The organism is Streptomyces purpureus, assembly GCF_014648195.1.
Classification (GTDB): Bacteria; Actinomycetota; Actinomycetes; order Streptomycetales; family Streptomycetaceae; genus Streptomyces; species Streptomyces purpureus.
Genome location: NZ_BMQQ01000003.1, coordinates 172,675 through 189,377 on the forward strand (window position 1 = coordinate 172,675; position 16,703 = coordinate 189,377).

Sequence of the window (16,703 nt, forward strand, 5' to 3'; positions counted from 1 at the left end):
TTACCCCACCTCATCGTCCCCGGCCGACCGGCCACGACATCGCTCAACGGTCCACTTTCTCACCCGTGCCCGACGGGTCGCCGCTTTCGGGACCGGTGTCCGGTGTCGGGTCACTCGGCTGCCCGGGATCGGGGTCCTGGACGGGCCCGTCCAGTGCCACCGGATCGCCGTTCCCGGTCTCGGTCCCGGCCTCGGACTCCTCCGCCGCCTCTCGCTCGGCGGCGCGCTTGCGCTGGGTGTACATCCTGATGCCCGCGAGGACGAGCAGCAGGACACCGCCGGCGAGGACGAGCATCACGGTCGGGGTGATCTCGGAGACCTTCACGGTGAAGGTCATCGGACGACCGTAGGGCCTGCCGTCCGCGGTGAACAGCTGGGCCGTCATCGGCACGGGGCCGTTGGCGTTGGCGGAGGCCGTGAACTTCACCGACTGGCTGTGCCCGCCGTTGATCTTGACGGGCTGCTTGGCGACCGCCTTGCCGTCGTTGAGCTTCAGACGGGTCGGCTTCGTGGACTCCAGGTGCAGGACCAGGTTGTCGACGCCCTGCAGGAGCTTGTTCTGCACGGTCACCGGGATGGTGGCGCTGCGGCCGGAGAGCGTCAGGTCCGACTTCTCGATCAGCTGGACCTCGGTGGTCAGGCCCTTGAGGTCGTCGAGCACATCGGTGCGGTAACCGGCCGCCGCGGCGGGATCGCCGCGCCAGGACGCCGACATCTCACGACTGATCGCATTGCCGAAGGGCGTCACCACGCGGTACGCCGCGGTGAGGATGACCTTGAAGTTGTCCAGGGTCTCCTGGGTGGTCTTCATGTCGTGGAACGCCTGGACCGGCAGCTCCCGCTTGCGGAGCCGGTCCGGGTAGTCGGAGGAGCGGGGCACCCTCGTGGTGGCGTCGGCGTCCGGCTTCACGGCGGCGGCCGCGATCAGGTCGAGGGGCTCGGTCCAGCGCTGCGAGGACAGGCCCGCCATGGCGGTCGCCATGGTCTGCGCCTGGGCGGCGGACGGCATCCGCTGCGGGGCGACGACGATGCTGCGCTGCTTGTCCGGCACCTGCTGGGTGAGCGCCAGGCTCTGGGCGAGGAATCTCTGCACGGCCAGCGTGGAGGACTCCGCCTGTGCCATGTCGCCCTGGAAGGCGGTGGAGAGTGAGGCGTCCGAGACGATCGCGGTCCGGCCGCCGCCGATCGGGCGCGCGGCGGTGGGTGTGTACGACAGGTCGTCGCGGAGGCTGTCGCTGCGGGCGATCACCTTGTGCGCACCGGCCGACGTGGCCACGTCCACGATGGACGGGTCGATCGCGCCCTCCACCGGCCAGGCGAAGTCGGTGGACGGCTTGACGTGGAGGATCGTCTCGACGGTCGTCTCGGCCACGGCGGTCGCGGGCTGGAGATGCCTCAGCGAGCCGGAGACGTCCTTGCCCCGGTGGGCGAGGGAGGCCAGGTCCGGGTCGGCGAAGGGCAGCGCGACGACCTTGCGGCCCTCCACGGCCTTCTCCAGGGCGCTGAGCCACTGCTCGGCGACGGCCTGGTTCCTTCCCGCGACCTCGCCCGTGCCTTCCTTGACGCGGTAGTTCCTGGTCATCGCGTCGACGGTGGCGAGCAGGTCGGGGTCGATCACCCAGGTGACCGGGAGTTCCTTGCCCAGCGAGACCATCCGCTCCAGGCGCCCGCCGGGGGCGAGCTCGGCGGCAAGGTCGTCGTTGGCGAAGACCGGGGTCTGCTGGTCGTCGGAGCCCGTCTCCGCGGACAGGTGAGCCGAGGAGATCAGCGGCCACAGATAGGTCAGCTGGGTCTTCTTCTCCACCGCCTCGGGCTGCCAGGGCAGGAACGTGCGCTCGATGCCGAGGACCCGGTCCCCGCGCTGGCTCTGCGTCTGCCCGGACAGGGAGACACCGACCTGGTAGACGCCCTCGTCGTCGAGGCCGAGCTTGTCGACCGGGACGGCGATCGTGAAGTCCTCGCTGATCCCGGCGCCGAGCGGCGGCAGCTTCACGGTGTAGGAGTCGTCCAGCACGCCCGGGTCGCTCCCGGGCCGGAAGCCGGTGCGGGACGCCGCCTCGTCGATCGAGCTGCGGTTGCTCAACGGGGGACCCACACGGAGATCCACATGGCTGCCCGTGACGGTCTGCTTACTCTTGTTGGTGACCGTGCCGCTGATCGTGAGCGTGTCCCCCTTCACGGGGGCGCTCGGTGAGAACGTGTTCAGAGACACATCGACGGTGCGGGAGCCGGAGGGCTCCTCGGCGGCGGACGCGGGGGGCGCCGCGGGCCCGTTCAGCAGGCCGGCCAGCAGGGGCGCACCGGCGACCAGGGAGGCCGCGCGCAGCAGCCACCGGCGGGCAGGAGAGGGACCGTTGCCCTGGATGTCTGCCGCCTCGGCCACGCGTTCGCCCATCCCTCGTTGTTGTCAGTGGTGCCGGTGGTTGTCGGTTGCTGTGTCCACGCATGGTAACGAGGCACGCTGTGGCTAAGTGCCGCGGACTGCTCCACGTGATCACAAACAGGCCCGGGCCCCGGCGAAAACGCGGACGCTCCGGTCGGCCGGGGCACGTACCCTTTTCTGTTGTGCCGAACGCCAACGAAGACAACCTCACCGCACTGAGCCAGGTGCAGCGTCGAGCAGTCAGTGAGCTGCTGCGCGTCTCCCCTGTCGCCGACGATCTCGCCCGCCGTTTCCAGGAGGCCGGGTTCAGCCTCGCGCTGGTCGGCGGCTCGGTACGGGACGCCCTTCTCGGCCGGCTCGGCAACGATCTCGACTTCACCACGGACGCCCGCCCCGAGGACGTTCTGAAGATCGTCCGGCCCTGGGCCGACGCCGTCTGGGAGGTCGGCATCGCCTTCGGCACGGTCGGCTGCCAGAAGAACGCCCGGGTCGAAGGCGTCGAGCAGCGCTTCGAGATCGAGGTCACGACGTACCGGTCCGAGGCGTACGACCGCACCTCGCGCAAGCCGGAGGTGTCCTACGGCGACTCCATCGAGCAGGACCTCGTCCGCCGGGACTTCACCGTCAACGCGATGGCGGTCGCCCTCCCGGAGAAGGAGTTCATCGATCCGCACGGCGGTCTCGAAGATCTCGCCGCCCGGGTGCTGCGTACCCCCGGCACCCCGCAGGAGTCCTTCTCGGACGATCCGCTGCGCATGATGCGGGCCGCGCGCTTCGCCGCTCAGCTGGACTTCACGGTCTCGCCCGAGGTCGTCAGCGCCATGAAGGAGATGGCCGAGCGCATTGAGATCGTCTCGGCCGAGCGGGTCCGGGACGAGTTCAACAAGCTGATCCTCTCCGCCAACCCCCGTCAGGGCCTCGGCCTCCTCGTGGACACCGGCCTCGCCGGTCATGTGCTGCCCGAGCTGCCCGCCCTGCGGCTGGAGAGCGACGAGCACCACCGGCACAAGGATGTGTACGACCACTCGCTGATCGTGCTCGAGCAGGCCATCGACCTCGAAGAGGACGGGCCTGATCTGGTGCTGCGGCTCGCCGCCCTGCTGCACGACATCGGCAAGCCCCGCACCCGGCGCTTCGAGAGCGACGGACGGGTCTCGTTCCACCACCACGAGGTGGTCGGCGCGAAAATGACCAAGAAGCGGATGACCGCGCTCAAGTACTCCAACGAGCTGGTCAAGGATGTCTCGCGACTGGTGGAGCTGCATCTGCGCTTCCACGGCTACGGCACCGGTGAATGGACCGACTCCGCCGTGCGGCGCTATGTGCGCGACGCCGGCTCGCTGCTGTCCCGGCTGCACAAGCTCACCCGCTCGGACTGCACCACGCGCAACAAGCGCAAGGCTGCCGCTCTCTCCCGTGCCTATGACGGCCTGGAGGACCGGATCGCCCAGCTCCAGGAGCAGGAGGAGCTGGACGCCATCCGTCCCGACCTGGACGGCAACCAGATACAGGAGATCCTCGGTGTCGGCCCGGGTCCCGTAATCGGTAAGGCATACAAGTTCCTGCTGGAGTTGCGGCTGGAGAACGGCCCGATGGAGCACGACGCCGCGGTGGCCGCGCTCAAGGACTGGTGGGCGTCGCAGGAGTGAGCGAGGGCGGGTCATGTTTCACGTGAAACATGACCCGCACCCGATGAACGAGGGGCGATGTTTCACGTGAAACATCGCCCCTCGGCGTATCAGGCCCGGGGCTGGGCCGGTGGCCTCCGCCGAGTCCAGCGACAGAGCAGGAGTGCGGTCGCCGCATAGAGGAGGGCGACCATGGTGATCAGAGGGACCGACCTGCCGTCCGGCGGCAGCATCAGGGCCGCGACTCCGGCAGCGCCGACGAAGGCCACGTTGAACAGCACGTCGTAGAGCGAGAAGACCCGGCCCCGGTAGGCGTCGTCGACCGAGGTCTGCACCACGGTGTCGGTCGCGATCTTCATGCCCTGGGTGGTGAGCCCCAGGACGAAGGCGGCGATCAGCATCGGGGTGGGGGCGAAGGGCAGCCCCAAGCTGGGTTCCAGCAGGGCGGCAGCGGTGGCGCACAGGGTCATCCAGCCGAACGGTCCGAGCCGCCCCACCGCCCAGGGGGCGATGACCGCGGCCGCGAAGAAGCCGGCGCCTGATACGGCGACGGCCAGTCCGAGCAGGGCGAGACCCTCCTGCTCCGTCGAGGCCCAGGCGTGCCTGCAGAGCATGAGCACCGTCACCAGCAGCGCCCCGTAGCAGAAGCGCATCAGCGTCATGGCGGTCAGCGCCTGTGCGGCAGGCCGCCGCTCCGCCAGATGACGAAGGCCCGCCACGAGCCCGTGCGCGGTGGAGGCAAGCGCCGCCCGCAGTCGGGGCTGCAGCACCTCGGGATCGGGGCCGAGCAGCTCACGTGCCATCCGGAGAGAGGCGAGCGCGGCACAGAGGTAGAGCACGGCGCCCAGCAGAACCACGGCGGCGTCCGAGTCGTCGGCGGCCAGCCGCACCGCGAAGGCCAGCCCACCGCCGGCGGTCGCGGCGAGTGTGCCCGCCGTGGGCGACACCGAGTTCGCCATCACCAGCCGCTCGGCGTCGACGACCCGGGGAAGGGATGCCGACAGTCCCGCGAGGACGAAGCGGTTGACGGCGGTGACGGAGAGCGCCGAGGCGTAGAAGAGCCAGTCGGGCACCGAGACGAGGATCAGTACCGCGGTGCCGGTGGCGAGCAGGGCCCGGAGCAGATTGCCGTAGAGGAAGACCTGCCGCCGCTGCCAGCGGTCGAGCAGGACGCCGGCGAAGGGGCCGATCAGCGAGTAGGGCAGCAGGAGAACGGCCATCGCGGAGGCGATCGCGACGGGGGAGGTCTCCTTCTCCGGGGAGAAGACGACGTACGTGGCGAGCGCGACCTGGTAGACGCCGTCGGCGCACTGGGACAGCAGCCGTACGGCGAGCAGGCGGCGGAAGTTCTTCAGGCGCAGGAGTACGCGCAGATCACGTACGACAGGCATGTGGGCAAGCGTCACATATACGGAGAGTCCCCGGACACATTGTCCGGGGACTCTCCGAGGAAGAGCGGGGGAAGCGCGGGCGATGCCCGTGCCGTGCCGAGCTCTGGCTTAGCGCTCGACCTCGCCCTTGATGAACTTCTCGACGTTCTCGTAGGCCTCGTCGTCGAAGTACTGCACCGGCGGGGACTTCATGAAGTACGAGGAGGCGGAGAGGATCGGGCCGCCGATGCCCCGGTCCTTCGCGATCTTCGCGGCGCGCAGGGCGTCGATGATGACACCGGCGGAGTTCGGGGAGTCCCAGACCTCGAGCTTGTACTCGAGGTTCAGCGGGACGTCACCGAAGGCGCGGCCTTCGAGGCGCACGTACGCCCACTTGCGGTCGTCCAGCCAGGCCACGTAGTCCGACGGACCGATGTGGACGTTCTTCTCGCCCAGGTCGCGGTCGGGGATCTGGGAGGTGACGGCCTGCGTCTTGGAGATCTTCTTGGACTCCAGGCGCTCGCGCTCGAGCATGTTCTTGAAGTCCATGTTGCCGCCGACGTTCAGCTGCATGGTGCGCTCCAGGCGGACACCGCGGTCCTCGAAGAGCTTCGCCATGACGCGGTGCGTGATGGTGGCACCGACCTGCGACTTGATGTCGTCACCGACGATCGGGACGCCCGCCTCGGTGAACTTGTCCGCCCACTCCTTGGTGCCGGCGATGAAGACCGGGAGCGCGTTGACGAAGGCGACCTTGGCGTCGATGGCGCACTGCGCGTAGAACTTCGCGGCGTCCTCGGAGCCGACGGGCAGGTAGCAGACGAGAACGTCGACCTGCTTGTCCTTGAGGACCTGGGTGACGTCCACCGGAGCCTCGGGGGACTCCTCGATGGTCTGCTGGTAGTACTTGCCCAGGCCGTCGAGCGTGTGGCCGCGCTGGACCGTCACGCCCGTCGACGGCACGTCGCAGATCTTGATGGTGTTGTTCTCGCTCGCGCCGATGGCGTCCGCGAGGTCGAGGCCGACCTTCTTCGCGTCCACGTCGAAGGCGGCCACGAACTCCACGTCGCCGACGTGGTAGTCGCCGAACTGGACGTGCATAAGACCCGGCACCTTGGTCGCCGGGTCGGCGTCCTTGTAGTACTCGACGCCCTGCACCAGCGAGGCGGCGCAGTTGCCCACGCCGACGATGGCTACGCGAACCGAACCCATTCCGGTTGCTCCCTGTGTGATCTCGACGAAGCCCTGCAGGTCGCAGAGCCTCACTTGGTGGTGTCGTCGGACGGATCCGGCCGGGTACTGCCCCCGTGCCGGGGCAGGCCGCCCGTTTCTCCAGATGTGTTGTCCTGCTGAGCGGTGGCATCGGACCCGGATCGTCGATCCCGGCCTGCCCGCTCGCTCTCGATGAGCTCGTTCAGCCAGCGCACTTCGCGCTCCACGGACTCCATTCCGTGGCGCTGCAGCTCAAGCGTGTAGTCGTCCAGCCGCTCGCGCGTACGGGCCAGAGAGGCGCGCATCTTCTCCAGGCGCTCCTCCAGCCGGCTGCGGCGGCCTTCCAGCACCCGCATCCGCACCTCGCGCTCCGTCTGGCCGAAGAAGGCGAAACGGGCCGCGAAGTGCTCGTCCTCCCAGGCGTCCGGGCCGGCGTGGGTGAGGAGCTCCTCGAAGTGCTCCTTACCTTCCGGCGTCAACCGGTAGACGATCTTGGCGCGGCGTCCTGCGAGGGAGGCGGCGAGTGCGTCCTCCGGGGCGCTGCCCGGCTCCTCGATCAACCAGCCGTTGGCGACCAGCGTCTTGAGGCAGGGGTAGAGGGTCCCGTAACTGAACGCCCGGAAGATCCCCAGTGAGGTGTTGAGCCGCTTCCGGAGCTCGTAGCCGTGCATCGGCGCCTCACGGAGCAGCCCGAGGACGGCGAATTCAAGGATCCCGGAGCGCCTGCTCATTCGTCGCCTCCTCTGCCGTCCAGGACTCTTATGCCGCTCTGATGTATCGACTCGATACATCCCGACGATAGAACGGCGGTCCTGCTGCGACAAGAGGGGCTGTCGTGACCGGCGTCACATCGACAATTCGCAGTAATCGACTTGCCTGATTTGGGGTGAACTTCAGCGCTAGGTGGGTTTTGACCGTGCGTAGTCTGTGCGGCATGCAGACCACCGGGAACCATGCGACGGCAGGGGGCGTCAGTGCTCTCGGTGCCATGGCTGCACTGCGGATGAGCCCGTGGCCGGGCATGTCCGTATTCATTTCGGGGGGACCGGAACCAGCTGCCGTTTCCAGGCGTACTCGCCTGCCCGAGGAGTAGTCGTTCGATGAGCGAGCACCGTCGCAAACAGCCGCCGCAGCCGCAGGGCGGCGGACGTGCCGCGGCCCGGCGCGCAGCCCAGCAGCCGCAAGGCCGCCGGGCATCCCAGGCCCGGGACGTCAGTACAGGATCGCCCTCCGAGCCGTACGGTCAGGAGCGTCCCTATGGTGGCCGTGCCGAGGCCCGCCGCGCCGCGCAGCGTGGCGGACGCCGGCGCGCGGCCGAGGGAGGCGGCGTCGGTGCGGGTGGCGGCCGGCGCGGTGGCGGCGGTGGCGGCGGCGGTCACGAGAGCGGACCCGGTCGTGGCCGCGGCGGTCGGCCGCCCGGCCGGAAGCGGATGATCGACTATCCGCGGTACGGCAAGTACGGCTGGCGCCGCTGGGTGCCGTCGTGGAAGCTCACGTCCGGCCTGTTCCTCGCGTTCTTCGGCAGCCTGATGGGCGCGGCGACGCTCGCGTACGCCATGGTGGAGGTCCCCAAGGAGGATCTGGCCGCCAAGGCGCAGAACAACGTCTACTACTGGGCCGACGGCACGCAGATGGCCGCCACCGGCGGTGAGGTCAACCGCCAGATCATCGGGATCGACCAGATTCCGAAGGCCATGCAGAACGCGGTGGTCTCGGCCGAGAACAAGACCTTCTGGACCGACCCGGGTATCGACCCGATGGGTATCGGCCGTGCTGTGTTCAACATGGCCAGGGGTGGTCAGACGCAGGGTGGCTCGACGATCACCCAGCAGTATGTGAAGAACAACCGGCTCAACGACCAGTCGCAGACCCTGAGCCGGAAGATGAAGGAGCTCTTCATCTCCATCCGGGTCGGCAACGAGCTGGACAAGCCCGTGATCATGGCCGGCTACCTCAACACCTCGTACTACGGGCGTGGCGCCTACGGTCTCCAGGCCGCGGCCCGGACGTACTACGGCAAGGACGCCAAGGACCTGAACCCCAGCGAGTGCGCCTTCCTCACCTCGCTGCTCAAGGGCGCCACGTACTTCGACCCGGCCGGTGCTCCCGAGATCGACCGCAAGGCCACCCCCGAGGCCAACCTGGACCGGGCCACCAAGCGCTGGCGCTGGGTCCTCGACGAGATGGTCAAGGACAAATACCTCCCCGCGGCGGAGCGGGCGAAGTACGCGGCGTTCCCGATGCCCAAGAAGCCGCAGAAGAGCGCCCAGCTGAGCGGTCAGACCGGTTATCTGGTGAGCCTCGCCAAGGCCTACTTCATCAACAACAACGATCTCGGCATCGGGGAGAAGGAGCTCTCCCAGGGCGGCTTCGAGATCTACACGACCTTCGACAAGAACAAGGTCAAGAAGCTCGAGGCGGCGGTCAAGAAGGTCTACGACGCGCACATCGACCCTGTGAAGCGTCCCAAGACCGACACACACGTCCAGTTCGGCGGTGCCTCGGTGGACCCGCGGACCGGCGCGATCGTCGCGATCTACGGCGGTACCGACGCCACCAAGCACTTCACCAACAACGCGGACCAGACCGGTGCGCAGGTCGGATCGACCTTCAAGCCGTTCGTCCTGGCCGCGGCCATGCGCGACGGTGTGCGCAACCCTCAGGGCGAGCGCCGCATCCTCGACCCGGACAAGAGCCGTTACAGCGGCAAGAACAAGCTGAAGATCAAGAACTACGACGGCACGGTCTGGCACAACGAGGAAGGGAAGGAGTGGCTGCAGGTCAACGACGACGACGCGGACTACAAGGACATCGACCTGCGCTACGCCATGGTCCGCTCCGCGAACTCCCCCTTCGTGCAGCTGGGCATGGACGTCGGCATCGACAAGGTCCGCAATGCCGCCGTCGACGCCGGTCTCCTGGAGTCCTCGCTCGTCAAGTCCGACGTCCCCTCGTTTTCCCTCGGTATCTCCGACCCGAGCGCCATCCGCATGGCCGGCGCGTACGCGACCTTCGCCGCCAACGGCAAGCAGCGTGACCCGTACTCCGTGACCAAGGTCAAGAACCGCGGCACGGAGGTCTACAAGCACAAGGACGAGGCCGATGAAGCCTTCTCCTCCGCCGTCGCGAGCAATGTGACCGATGTGCTGCGGGACGTCGTCGAGCACCCCAAGGGCACCGGCCGCAAGGCCGCGATCCCCGGCCGGGACGTCGCGGGCAAGACCGGTACGACCGACGGCAACGAGTCCGCCTGGTTCGTGGGCTACACGCCGCAGCTGTCGACCGCCATCGACATGTACCGCTTCGACGACAACGCCGAGAACACCAAGCGTGAGTTCCTGGAGATGTTCGGCACGGGCAACCAGCCGAAGATCCACGGCTCGTCGTTCCCGTCCCAGATCTGGCACGACTACATGGTCGACGCGCTCGAGGGCGAGAAGGTCATCGAGTTCCCCGAGCCGGGGTCCCTGGACGACGCCGAGGCCGTCTTCGGTGGCGGGGCGTCCAGCCCGACCCCGACGCCGTCCATGTCGACCTCCCCGTCGCCGTCCGTGTCGACCTCGCCGTCCCCCTCGAAGTCTGCGTCCACCAGCCCCAGCCCCGGCAACTCCTGTGGTGTCTGGGACTTTGACTGCAACGACGGCGGAAACAGCAAGGGCGGTGCCGACAACGGCGGCGCTGACGGCGGCACAGCCGACGGCGGCTCCACCGGCGGGCCTTCGAACAGTCCGAGCCCACCCACCGGAGGCACCGACACCGGCGGCCCCGGCAACGGCAGCGCCGGCAAGAACGAAGGCACGAGCAGCGGCTTCTTCGGCGGAACGGAGAATTGACGCCGCTCCCGCCCCGCTGACCTGGGCCGTCGCCCCCGCCCCGTACGGAACGTACGGGCACGGGAGCGGCGGCCCTCGTCGTATCTCCGGCGCCGTACGGCAGGATGTCCCCATGCCGAGCCTGGAGAAGACGAGCCCGCAACAGGACCGTCCGGTCGTGTCCCCCACACAGAGGGACGAGGTCGCCGCCGCGGGCAGCGAGCTGTTCGGCGGCCCGCTCGGCCGCTGGGCCCGGCCGGGCGGCAGCCCGCTGACGCCGGTACGCGTGGTCGCACTGGTGGCGATCGGGATGTTTGCGCTCGGCATGGTGCAGAAGCTGCCCTGTTACAACTGGGCCTGGTTCCGCGGTGCCAGCTCGCAGTACACCCACGCCTGCTACTCGGACATTCCGCATCTCTTCATCGGACGGGGGTTCGCCGACGGGCTCATCCCCTACTTCGACCGGCTCTCGGGCGACATGGAGTACCTCGAGTACCCCGTGCTGACCGGCCTGTTCATGGAGGTTGCCGCCTGGCTGACCCCCGGTGGCACCGACATGATGCACCGCGAGCAGATCTACTGGCTGGTCAACGCGGGCATGCTGATGGTCTGCACCGCCGTCATGGCCGTCTGCGTTGCCCGGACGCATCGTGACCGCCCCTGGGACGGCCTCCTGGTGGCCCTCGCGCCCGCCTTCGCGCTGACCGCCACCATCAACTGGGACCTGCTCGCGGTCGCCCTCACCGCCGCCGCGATGCTGATGTGGTCGCGCGGTCGTGCCCTCGCCTTCGGCATCCTCATCGGGCTCGCGACCGCCGCCAAGCTCTACCCGGTCCTCCTGCTCGGGCCGCTGCTGCTGCTGTGCTGGCGGGCGGGACGATGGCGGGAGTACGGGACGGCGGTGCTCGGCGCGGCGGGTGCCTGGCTCGTGGTGAACGTGCCGGTGATGCTGCTCGCGCCCGAGGGGTGGAAGAAGTTCTACACCTTCAGCCAGGAACGCAATGTGGACTTCGGCTCCTTCTGGCTGGTCATCACGCAGCGCACCGGTGAGCCGATCGCGCCCGAGACGGCCAACACCTACGCGATCGTGCTGATGCTGCTCGCCTGCGCCGGGATCGCCGCGCTGGCCCTCATGGCCCCCCGGCGGCCCCGCTTCGCCCAGCTGGCGTTCCTGGTGGTGGCCGCGTTCATCCTGACCAACAAGGTCTACTCGCCGCAGTACGTGCTGTGGCTGATCCCGCTCGCCGCGCTGGCCCGGCCGCGCTGGCGGGACTTCCTGATCTGGCAGGCCTGCGAGGTCATGTACTTCCTCGGCATCTGGATGTACCTCGCCTTCACGACCAGCGGGAACAAGCAGGGGCTGCCCACCGACGGGTACCAGTTCGCGATCGTCCTGCACCTGCTCGGCACGCTCTACATCTGCGCGCTGATCGTCCGGGACATCCTCACGCCGGAGCGGGACAAGGTGCGCCAGGACGGCGCCGACGACCCGTCCGGAGGCGTGCTGGACGGGGCCGGGGACGTCTTCGGCCTGGGGCCGGCCGCCCACCCGCCCCGGCACGCCGCGCACGCCGTCGAGGGGCCGCGGGTGGATTGGGGCGCGGTCCGGGAGTAGCGGTGGGGAACGCTCAGCGCTCCACGATCCGGTCGAACTGCGTCGTGGTGTGCCGCAGATGGGCCACCAGCTCGTCGCCGACCTTGGGTTCCTGGGCGTCCGCGGGGACGAAGAGGATCGACACCTGCATGTGCGGCGGCTCGGCGAACCAGCGCTGCTTGCCCGCCCAGACGAACGGCGAAAGGTTCCGGTTCACCGTCGCCAGGCCGGCCCGCGCCACGCCCTTGGCGCGCGGCATCACGCCGTGCAGCGCCTTCGGAGCCTCCAGGCCCACACCGTGCGACGTGCCGCCGGCCACCACGACCAGCCAGCCGTCCGACGCGGCCTTCTGCTGGCGGTAGCCGAACCGGTCGCCCTTGGCGACCCGGGTCACGTCGAGGACCGAGCCGCGGTACTCCGTCGCCTCGTGGTCGCCCAGCCAGAGCCGGGTGCCGATACGGGCGCGGAAACGGGTCTGGGGGAACTGCTGCTGCAGACGCGCCTGTTCTTCCGCCCGCAGGTGGCTCACGAACATCGTGTGCAGCGGAAGCCGCGCGGCGCGCAGCCGGTCCATCCAGCCGATGACCTCCTCGACCGCGTCCGACCCGTCCGTGCGGTCCAGCGGCAGGTGCAGCGCGAACCCTTCGAGGCGTACGTCCTCGATGGCCGCATGCAACTGCCCCAGTTCGTGCTCTCCGATGCCGTGGCGCTTCATCGAGCTCATGCATTCGATGACGACGCGCGCGCCGACCAGGGCGTGCACGCCGTCGACCGAGGAGACCGAGCGGACGACCCGGTCCGGCAGCGGCACCGGCTCCTCGCCCCGCCGGAACGGCGTGAGGACCAGCAGGTCCCCGCCGAACATGTCCTTGACCTTCGCGGCCTCATAGGTGGTGCCGACGGCGAGCATGTCCGAGCCGAAGCGGGCCGCCTCGTCCGCGAGACGCTCGTGGCCGAAGCCGTAGCCGTTTCCCTTGCAGACCGGCACGAGGCCCGGGAACTGGTCGATCACGGACTTCTGGTGCGCCCGCCAGCGAGCGGTGTCGACGTAAAGGGAGAGCGCCATGGCCGGTCCGGAACCTTTCTGGTGGCTGCGGTGTATCAAAGATATGTACGAGAGCTACGAGAGTACGGAACCGTCAGCGGCGCGACATGTAGATGTCGAGCGCCTTGTGCAGCAGCTTGTTGAGCGGGAAGTCCCATTCGCCGACGTACTCGACGGCCTCGCCGCCCGTGCCCACCTTGAACTGGATGAGGCCGAAGAGGTGGTCGGACTCGTCGAGCGAGTCCGAGATGCCGCGCAGGTCGTAGACGGTCGCGCCCATCGCGTAGGCGTCGCGCAGCATCCGCCACTGCATCGCGTTCGAGGGCCGGACCTCGCGGCCGATGTTGTCCGACGCGCCGTACGAGTACCAGACGTGCCCGCCGACGACCAGCATCGTCGCGGCGGAGAGGTTCACGCCGTTGTGCCGCGCGAAGTACAGCCGCATGCGGTTGGGGTCCTCGTTGTTCAGGACCGTCCACATGCGCTGGAAGTACGAGAGCGGGCGCGGGCGGAAGTGGTCACGGATCGCGGTGATCTCGTACAGCCGCTGCCACTCGGCGAGGTCCTCGTAGCCGCCCTGGACGACCTCGACACCGGCCTTCTCGGCCTTCTTGATGTTGCGGCGCCACAGCTGGTTGAAGCCCTTGAGGACGTCGTCGAGCGACCGGTTGCCCAGGGGCACCTGGAAGACATAGCGGGGCTGTACGTCCCCGAAGCCGGCGCCGCCGTCCTCACCCTGCTGCCAGCCCATCTTCCGCAGCCGGTCCGCCACCTCGAAGGCGCGGGGCTCGATGTGCGTGGCCTCGACGTCCCGCAGCCGCTTCACGTCCGGGTCCTGGATGCCGGACTTGATCGCGGCCGCGTCCCAGCGCCGGATGACGACCGGCGGGCCCATCTTCACGGAGAAGGCGCCCTGCTGCTTGAGATGCGCGAGCATCGGCTGGAGCCAGTCGTCCAGGTTGGGGGCGTACCAATTGATGACCGGGCCCTCGGGCAGATAGGCCAGGTAGCGCTTGATCTTGGGCAGCTGCCGGTAGAGGACGAGGCCGGCGCCGACCAGCTCACCGTTCTTGTCGAACCAGCCGAGGTTCTCCGAGCGCCACTCGGTCTTCACGTCCGCCCACGCCGGGACCTGGCAATGGCTCGCCGAGGGCAGGCTCTGGATGTATGCCAGATGCTGCTCACGGCTGATGGTCCTCAGGGTCAGGCTCATGCGGGGCGCTCCTCGGCAGGTGTGTCCCCATGGGTACAGGGGCTCCGGCTCTCGCGCCGAAGCCTACTGTGACTGGGGATCGCCCCGGCTGGCCGCGTACGGTGCCGGGGCCGGGCATCCGAGGATCCGCCCCGTCCGCGCTAACCGAGGACACCGCCGAAGAGTCCGCCATGGGCCATGCCGAGGAAGAAGCCCACCGCCGACGCGCCCAGACCGATGATCAGGGGGAAGCGCTCGCGCGTCGTCTCCGAGATGTACTGCCCGTACGCACCGGTGATGATCCCGATCAGTCCCGTCCACGAGCTCAGCAGGTGGAGGTGGTGGAACATCGCCGTGATGAAGGCGACGGCGCCCAGTACCAGCGTGACCACGACCAGGGTGTCCTGGAGCGGGTGGGGCTTGCCGTCGGTGGCGAAGAGGGAGATGGACGACCGGGACCGCATTGCATGAGCCATGGGGCACCTCCAGGCTTAGCCGGCGGGCCGGGCATCCTAGTTCTGCCCGCACCCGATGTGTCCAGATTGCGGCCCGTGGCCTCAGGATTTCAACCGGAAGCCGCTGTGCGGGTACTCTGTACGGTCTGCACCGGTGTCTGCCCTTGTCCTGACCAGCAGCCCTCACTCGCTGAGGGGGATTGTCAGTGGCGGCGGATACCGTTGCTCACGCATCACGACCCTCCTGCCACGGAACGACCGTGGCCGCTGAGTCCAAAGGAGGTGGGTTCCACATGCGTCACTACGAGGTGATGGTCATCCTCGACCCCGATCTCGAGGAGCGCGCTGTCTCCCCGCTGATCGAGAACTTCCTCTCCGTCGTCCGTGAGGGCAACGGAAAGGTGGAGAAGGTCGACACCTGGGGCCGTCGTCGTCTCGCTTACGAGATCAAGAAGAAGCCCGAGGGCATCTACTCGGTCATCGACCTGCAGGCCGAGCCTGCGGTCGTCAAGGAGCTCGACCGCCAGATGAACCTGAACGAGTCGGTCCTCCGGACCAAGGTCCTCCGTCCCGAGACCCACTGAGCGCCTAGCTCAGAGGTCATCGGGTTCGAGTAGCAGCAAGCAGCCAGAAGCAATCCCGCCGAGAGGTTCATCCAATGGCAGGCGAGACCGTCATCACGGTCGTCGGCAATCTCGTCGACGACCCCGAGCTGCGCTTCACCCCGTCCGGTGCGGCGGTCGCGAAGTTCCGTGTCGCGTCCACCCCCCGCACCTTCGACCGTCAGACCAATGAGTGGAAGGACGGCGAGAGCCTCTTCCTCACCTGCTCGGTCTGGCGTCAGGCGGCGGAGAACGTCGCCGAGTCGCTCCAGCGAGGCATGCGCGTCGTCGTGCAGGGCCGGCTGAAGCAGCGGTCCTACGAGGACCGCGAGGGCGTCAAGCGCACGGTCTTCGAGCTGGACGTCGAGGAAGTCGGCCCCAGCCTCAAGAACGCCACGGCCAAGGTCACCAAGACCACCGGTCGCGGTGGCCAGGGTGGCTACGGTGGCGGCCAGCAGGGCGGCGGCAGCTGGGGTGGAAACTCCGGCGGTGGCCAGCAGGGCGGCGGCGGTGCACCCGCCGACGACCCGTGGGCGACCAGCGCGCCGGCCGGTGGCGGCCAGCAGGGCGGCGGGGGTAATTGGGGCGGAAGCTCCGGCGGCGGCTACTCGGACGAGCCTCCCTTCTAAGCCTTCGGGCCTGAGGGACAGCTCGTACCCCCACTTCTTGATCACACAGGAGATACACCATGGCGAAGCCGCCTGTGCGCAAGCCGAAGAAGAAGGTCTGCGCATTCTGCAAGGACAAGACCGCGTACGTGGACTACAAGGACACGAACATGCTGCGGAAGTTCATTTCCGACCGCGGCAAGATTCGTGCCCGTCGCGTGACCGGCAACTGCACGCAGCACCAGCGTGACGTCGCCACGGCCGTCAAGAACAGCCGTGAGATGGCGCTGCTGCCCTACACGTCCACCGCGCGCTAAGGGAAGGGTGACCGAAAAATGAAGATCATCCTCACCCACGAGGTCTCTGGCCTCGGTGCCGCCGGTGACGTTGTCGACGTCAAGGACGGTTACGCTCGCAACTACCTGGTCCCGCGTGGTTTCGCGATCCGCTGGACCAAGGGTGGCGAGAAGGACGTGGCGCAGATCCGCCGCGCCCGCAAGATCCACGAGATCGCGACCATCGAGCAGGCCAACGAGATCAAGGCCCAGCTCGAGGGCACGAAGGTGCGTCTGGCTGTTCGCTCCGGCGACGCCGGCCGTCTCTTCGGCTCCGTGACCCCGGCCGACATCGCCACGGCGATCAAGTCGGCGGGTGGCCCGGAGGTCGACAAGCGCCGCGTTGAGCTCGGTTCGCCGATCAAGACCCTGGGCTCGCACCAGGTGTCCGTGCGTCTGCACCCCGAGGTTGCCGCGAAGCTCGGCGTCGAGGTCGTCGCCGCGTAAGCGCTGCTCTGAGCAGAACA

General features: G+C 68.4%; 15 protein-coding genes. 8 read left to right on the forward strand and 7 right to left on the reverse strand.

What is annotated here, in order from left to right; translation table 11 throughout:
- Positions 1–43 precede the first annotated feature (43 nt).
- On the reverse strand, positions 44–2,383 hold the full coding sequence (locus IEZ01_RS06310; RefSeq protein WP_028797746.1) for a DUF6049 family protein: 2,340 nt from the start codon (positions 2,381–2,383) through the stop codon (positions 44–46).
- Between the two features lie 182 nt (positions 2,384–2,565).
- On the opposite strand from IEZ01_RS06310, the gene IEZ01_RS06315 reads away from it, so the two are divergent.
- Positions 2,566–4,032 carry a CCA tRNA nucleotidyltransferase gene (locus tag IEZ01_RS06315; RefSeq protein WP_189200369.1) on the forward strand — a complete coding sequence of 489 codons (1,467 nt, stop codon included), beginning with the start codon at positions 2,566–2,568 and terminating at the stop codon, positions 4,030–4,032.
- Between the two features lie 89 nt (positions 4,033–4,121).
- Here IEZ01_RS06315 and IEZ01_RS06320 read toward each other — a convergent pair whose 3' ends face one another.
- From IEZ01_RS06320 to IEZ01_RS06330, 3 genes are all read right to left on the reverse strand, one after another.
- Complete coding sequence (locus IEZ01_RS06320) at positions 4,122–5,402, reverse strand: MFS transporter (RefSeq protein ID WP_189200371.1); 1,281 nt, start codon at positions 5,400–5,402, stop codon at positions 4,122–4,124.
- A gap of 108 nt (positions 5,403–5,510) precedes the next feature.
- Positions 5,511–6,593 (reverse strand): inositol-3-phosphate synthase, encoded by a 1,083-nt coding sequence (locus tag IEZ01_RS06325; RefSeq protein ID WP_019887831.1) that lies wholly within the window; start codon positions 6,591–6,593, stop codon positions 5,511–5,513.
- A gap of 50 nt (positions 6,594–6,643) precedes the next feature.
- Positions 6,644–7,324 (reverse strand): PadR family transcriptional regulator, encoded by a 681-nt coding sequence (locus IEZ01_RS06330; protein ID WP_019887830.1) that lies wholly within the window; start codon positions 7,322–7,324, stop codon positions 6,644–6,646.
- A 526-nt stretch (positions 7,325–7,850) separates the two neighbouring features.
- Between IEZ01_RS06330 and IEZ01_RS34720 the strand changes: the two genes are divergently transcribed.
- From IEZ01_RS34720 to IEZ01_RS06340, 3 genes are all read left to right on the forward strand, one after another.
- Positions 7,851–8,027 (forward strand): hypothetical protein, encoded by a 177-nt coding sequence (locus IEZ01_RS34720; RefSeq protein WP_019887829.1) that lies wholly within the window; start codon positions 7,851–7,853, stop codon positions 8,025–8,027.
- Positions 8,024–10,426 (forward strand): transglycosylase domain-containing protein, encoded by a 2,403-nt coding sequence (locus IEZ01_RS06335; RefSeq protein WP_019887828.1) that lies wholly within the window; start codon positions 8,024–8,026, stop codon positions 10,424–10,426. Before IEZ01_RS34720 ends, IEZ01_RS06335 begins: the two co-directional genes overlap by 4 nt.
- Positions 10,427–10,538: 112 nt before the next feature.
- Positions 10,539–12,020 (forward strand): glycosyltransferase family 87 protein, encoded by a 1,482-nt coding sequence (locus IEZ01_RS06340; protein ID WP_189200373.1) that lies wholly within the window; start codon positions 10,539–10,541, stop codon positions 12,018–12,020.
- Positions 12,021–12,033: 13 nt separating this feature from the next.
- Here IEZ01_RS06340 and IEZ01_RS06345 read toward each other — a convergent pair whose 3' ends face one another.
- The 3 genes from IEZ01_RS06345 to IEZ01_RS06355 all read right to left on the reverse strand — a co-directional run bounded on the left by IEZ01_RS06345 (position 12,034) and on the right by IEZ01_RS06355 (position 14,712).
- Entirely contained in the window at positions 12,034–13,065 is a 1,032-nt protein-coding gene (locus tag IEZ01_RS06345) for an alanine racemase (RefSeq protein ID WP_019887826.1), read from the reverse strand.
- A gap of 73 nt (positions 13,066–13,138) precedes the next feature.
- Entirely contained in the window at positions 13,139–14,257 is a 1,119-nt protein-coding gene (locus IEZ01_RS06350) for a lipid II:glycine glycyltransferase FemX (protein WP_019887825.1), read from the reverse strand.
- Positions 14,258–14,397: 140 nt separating this feature from the next.
- Entirely contained in the window at positions 14,398–14,712 is a 315-nt protein-coding gene (locus IEZ01_RS06355) for a hypothetical protein (RefSeq protein WP_028797745.1), read from the reverse strand.
- A gap of 272 nt (positions 14,713–14,984) precedes the next feature.
- On the opposite strand from IEZ01_RS06355, the gene rpsF reads away from it, so the two are divergent.
- The 4 genes from rpsF (at position 14,985) to rplI (ending at position 16,683) form a co-directional block, all read left to right on the forward strand.
- Complete coding sequence (gene rpsF, locus IEZ01_RS06360; protein ID WP_004950685.1) at positions 14,985–15,275, forward strand: 30S ribosomal protein S6; 291 nt, start codon at positions 14,985–14,987, stop codon at positions 15,273–15,275.
- A gap of 74 nt (positions 15,276–15,349) precedes the next feature.
- Positions 15,350–15,922: a single-stranded DNA-binding protein gene (locus IEZ01_RS06365; protein ID WP_019887823.1), complete on the forward strand. Its 573-nt coding sequence runs from the start codon at positions 15,350–15,352 to the stop codon at positions 15,920–15,922.
- 59 nt (positions 15,923–15,981) lie between these two features.
- A complete protein-coding gene (gene rpsR / locus IEZ01_RS06370) occupies positions 15,982–16,218 on the forward strand; it encodes a 30S ribosomal protein S18 (protein ID WP_005315025.1) in 237 nt (78 codons plus the stop codon).
- Between the two features lie 18 nt (positions 16,219–16,236).
- A complete protein-coding gene (rplI, locus tag IEZ01_RS06375) occupies positions 16,237–16,683 on the forward strand; it encodes a 50S ribosomal protein L9 (protein WP_019887822.1) in 447 nt (148 codons plus the stop codon).
- Positions 16,684–16,703 lie beyond the last annotated feature (20 nt).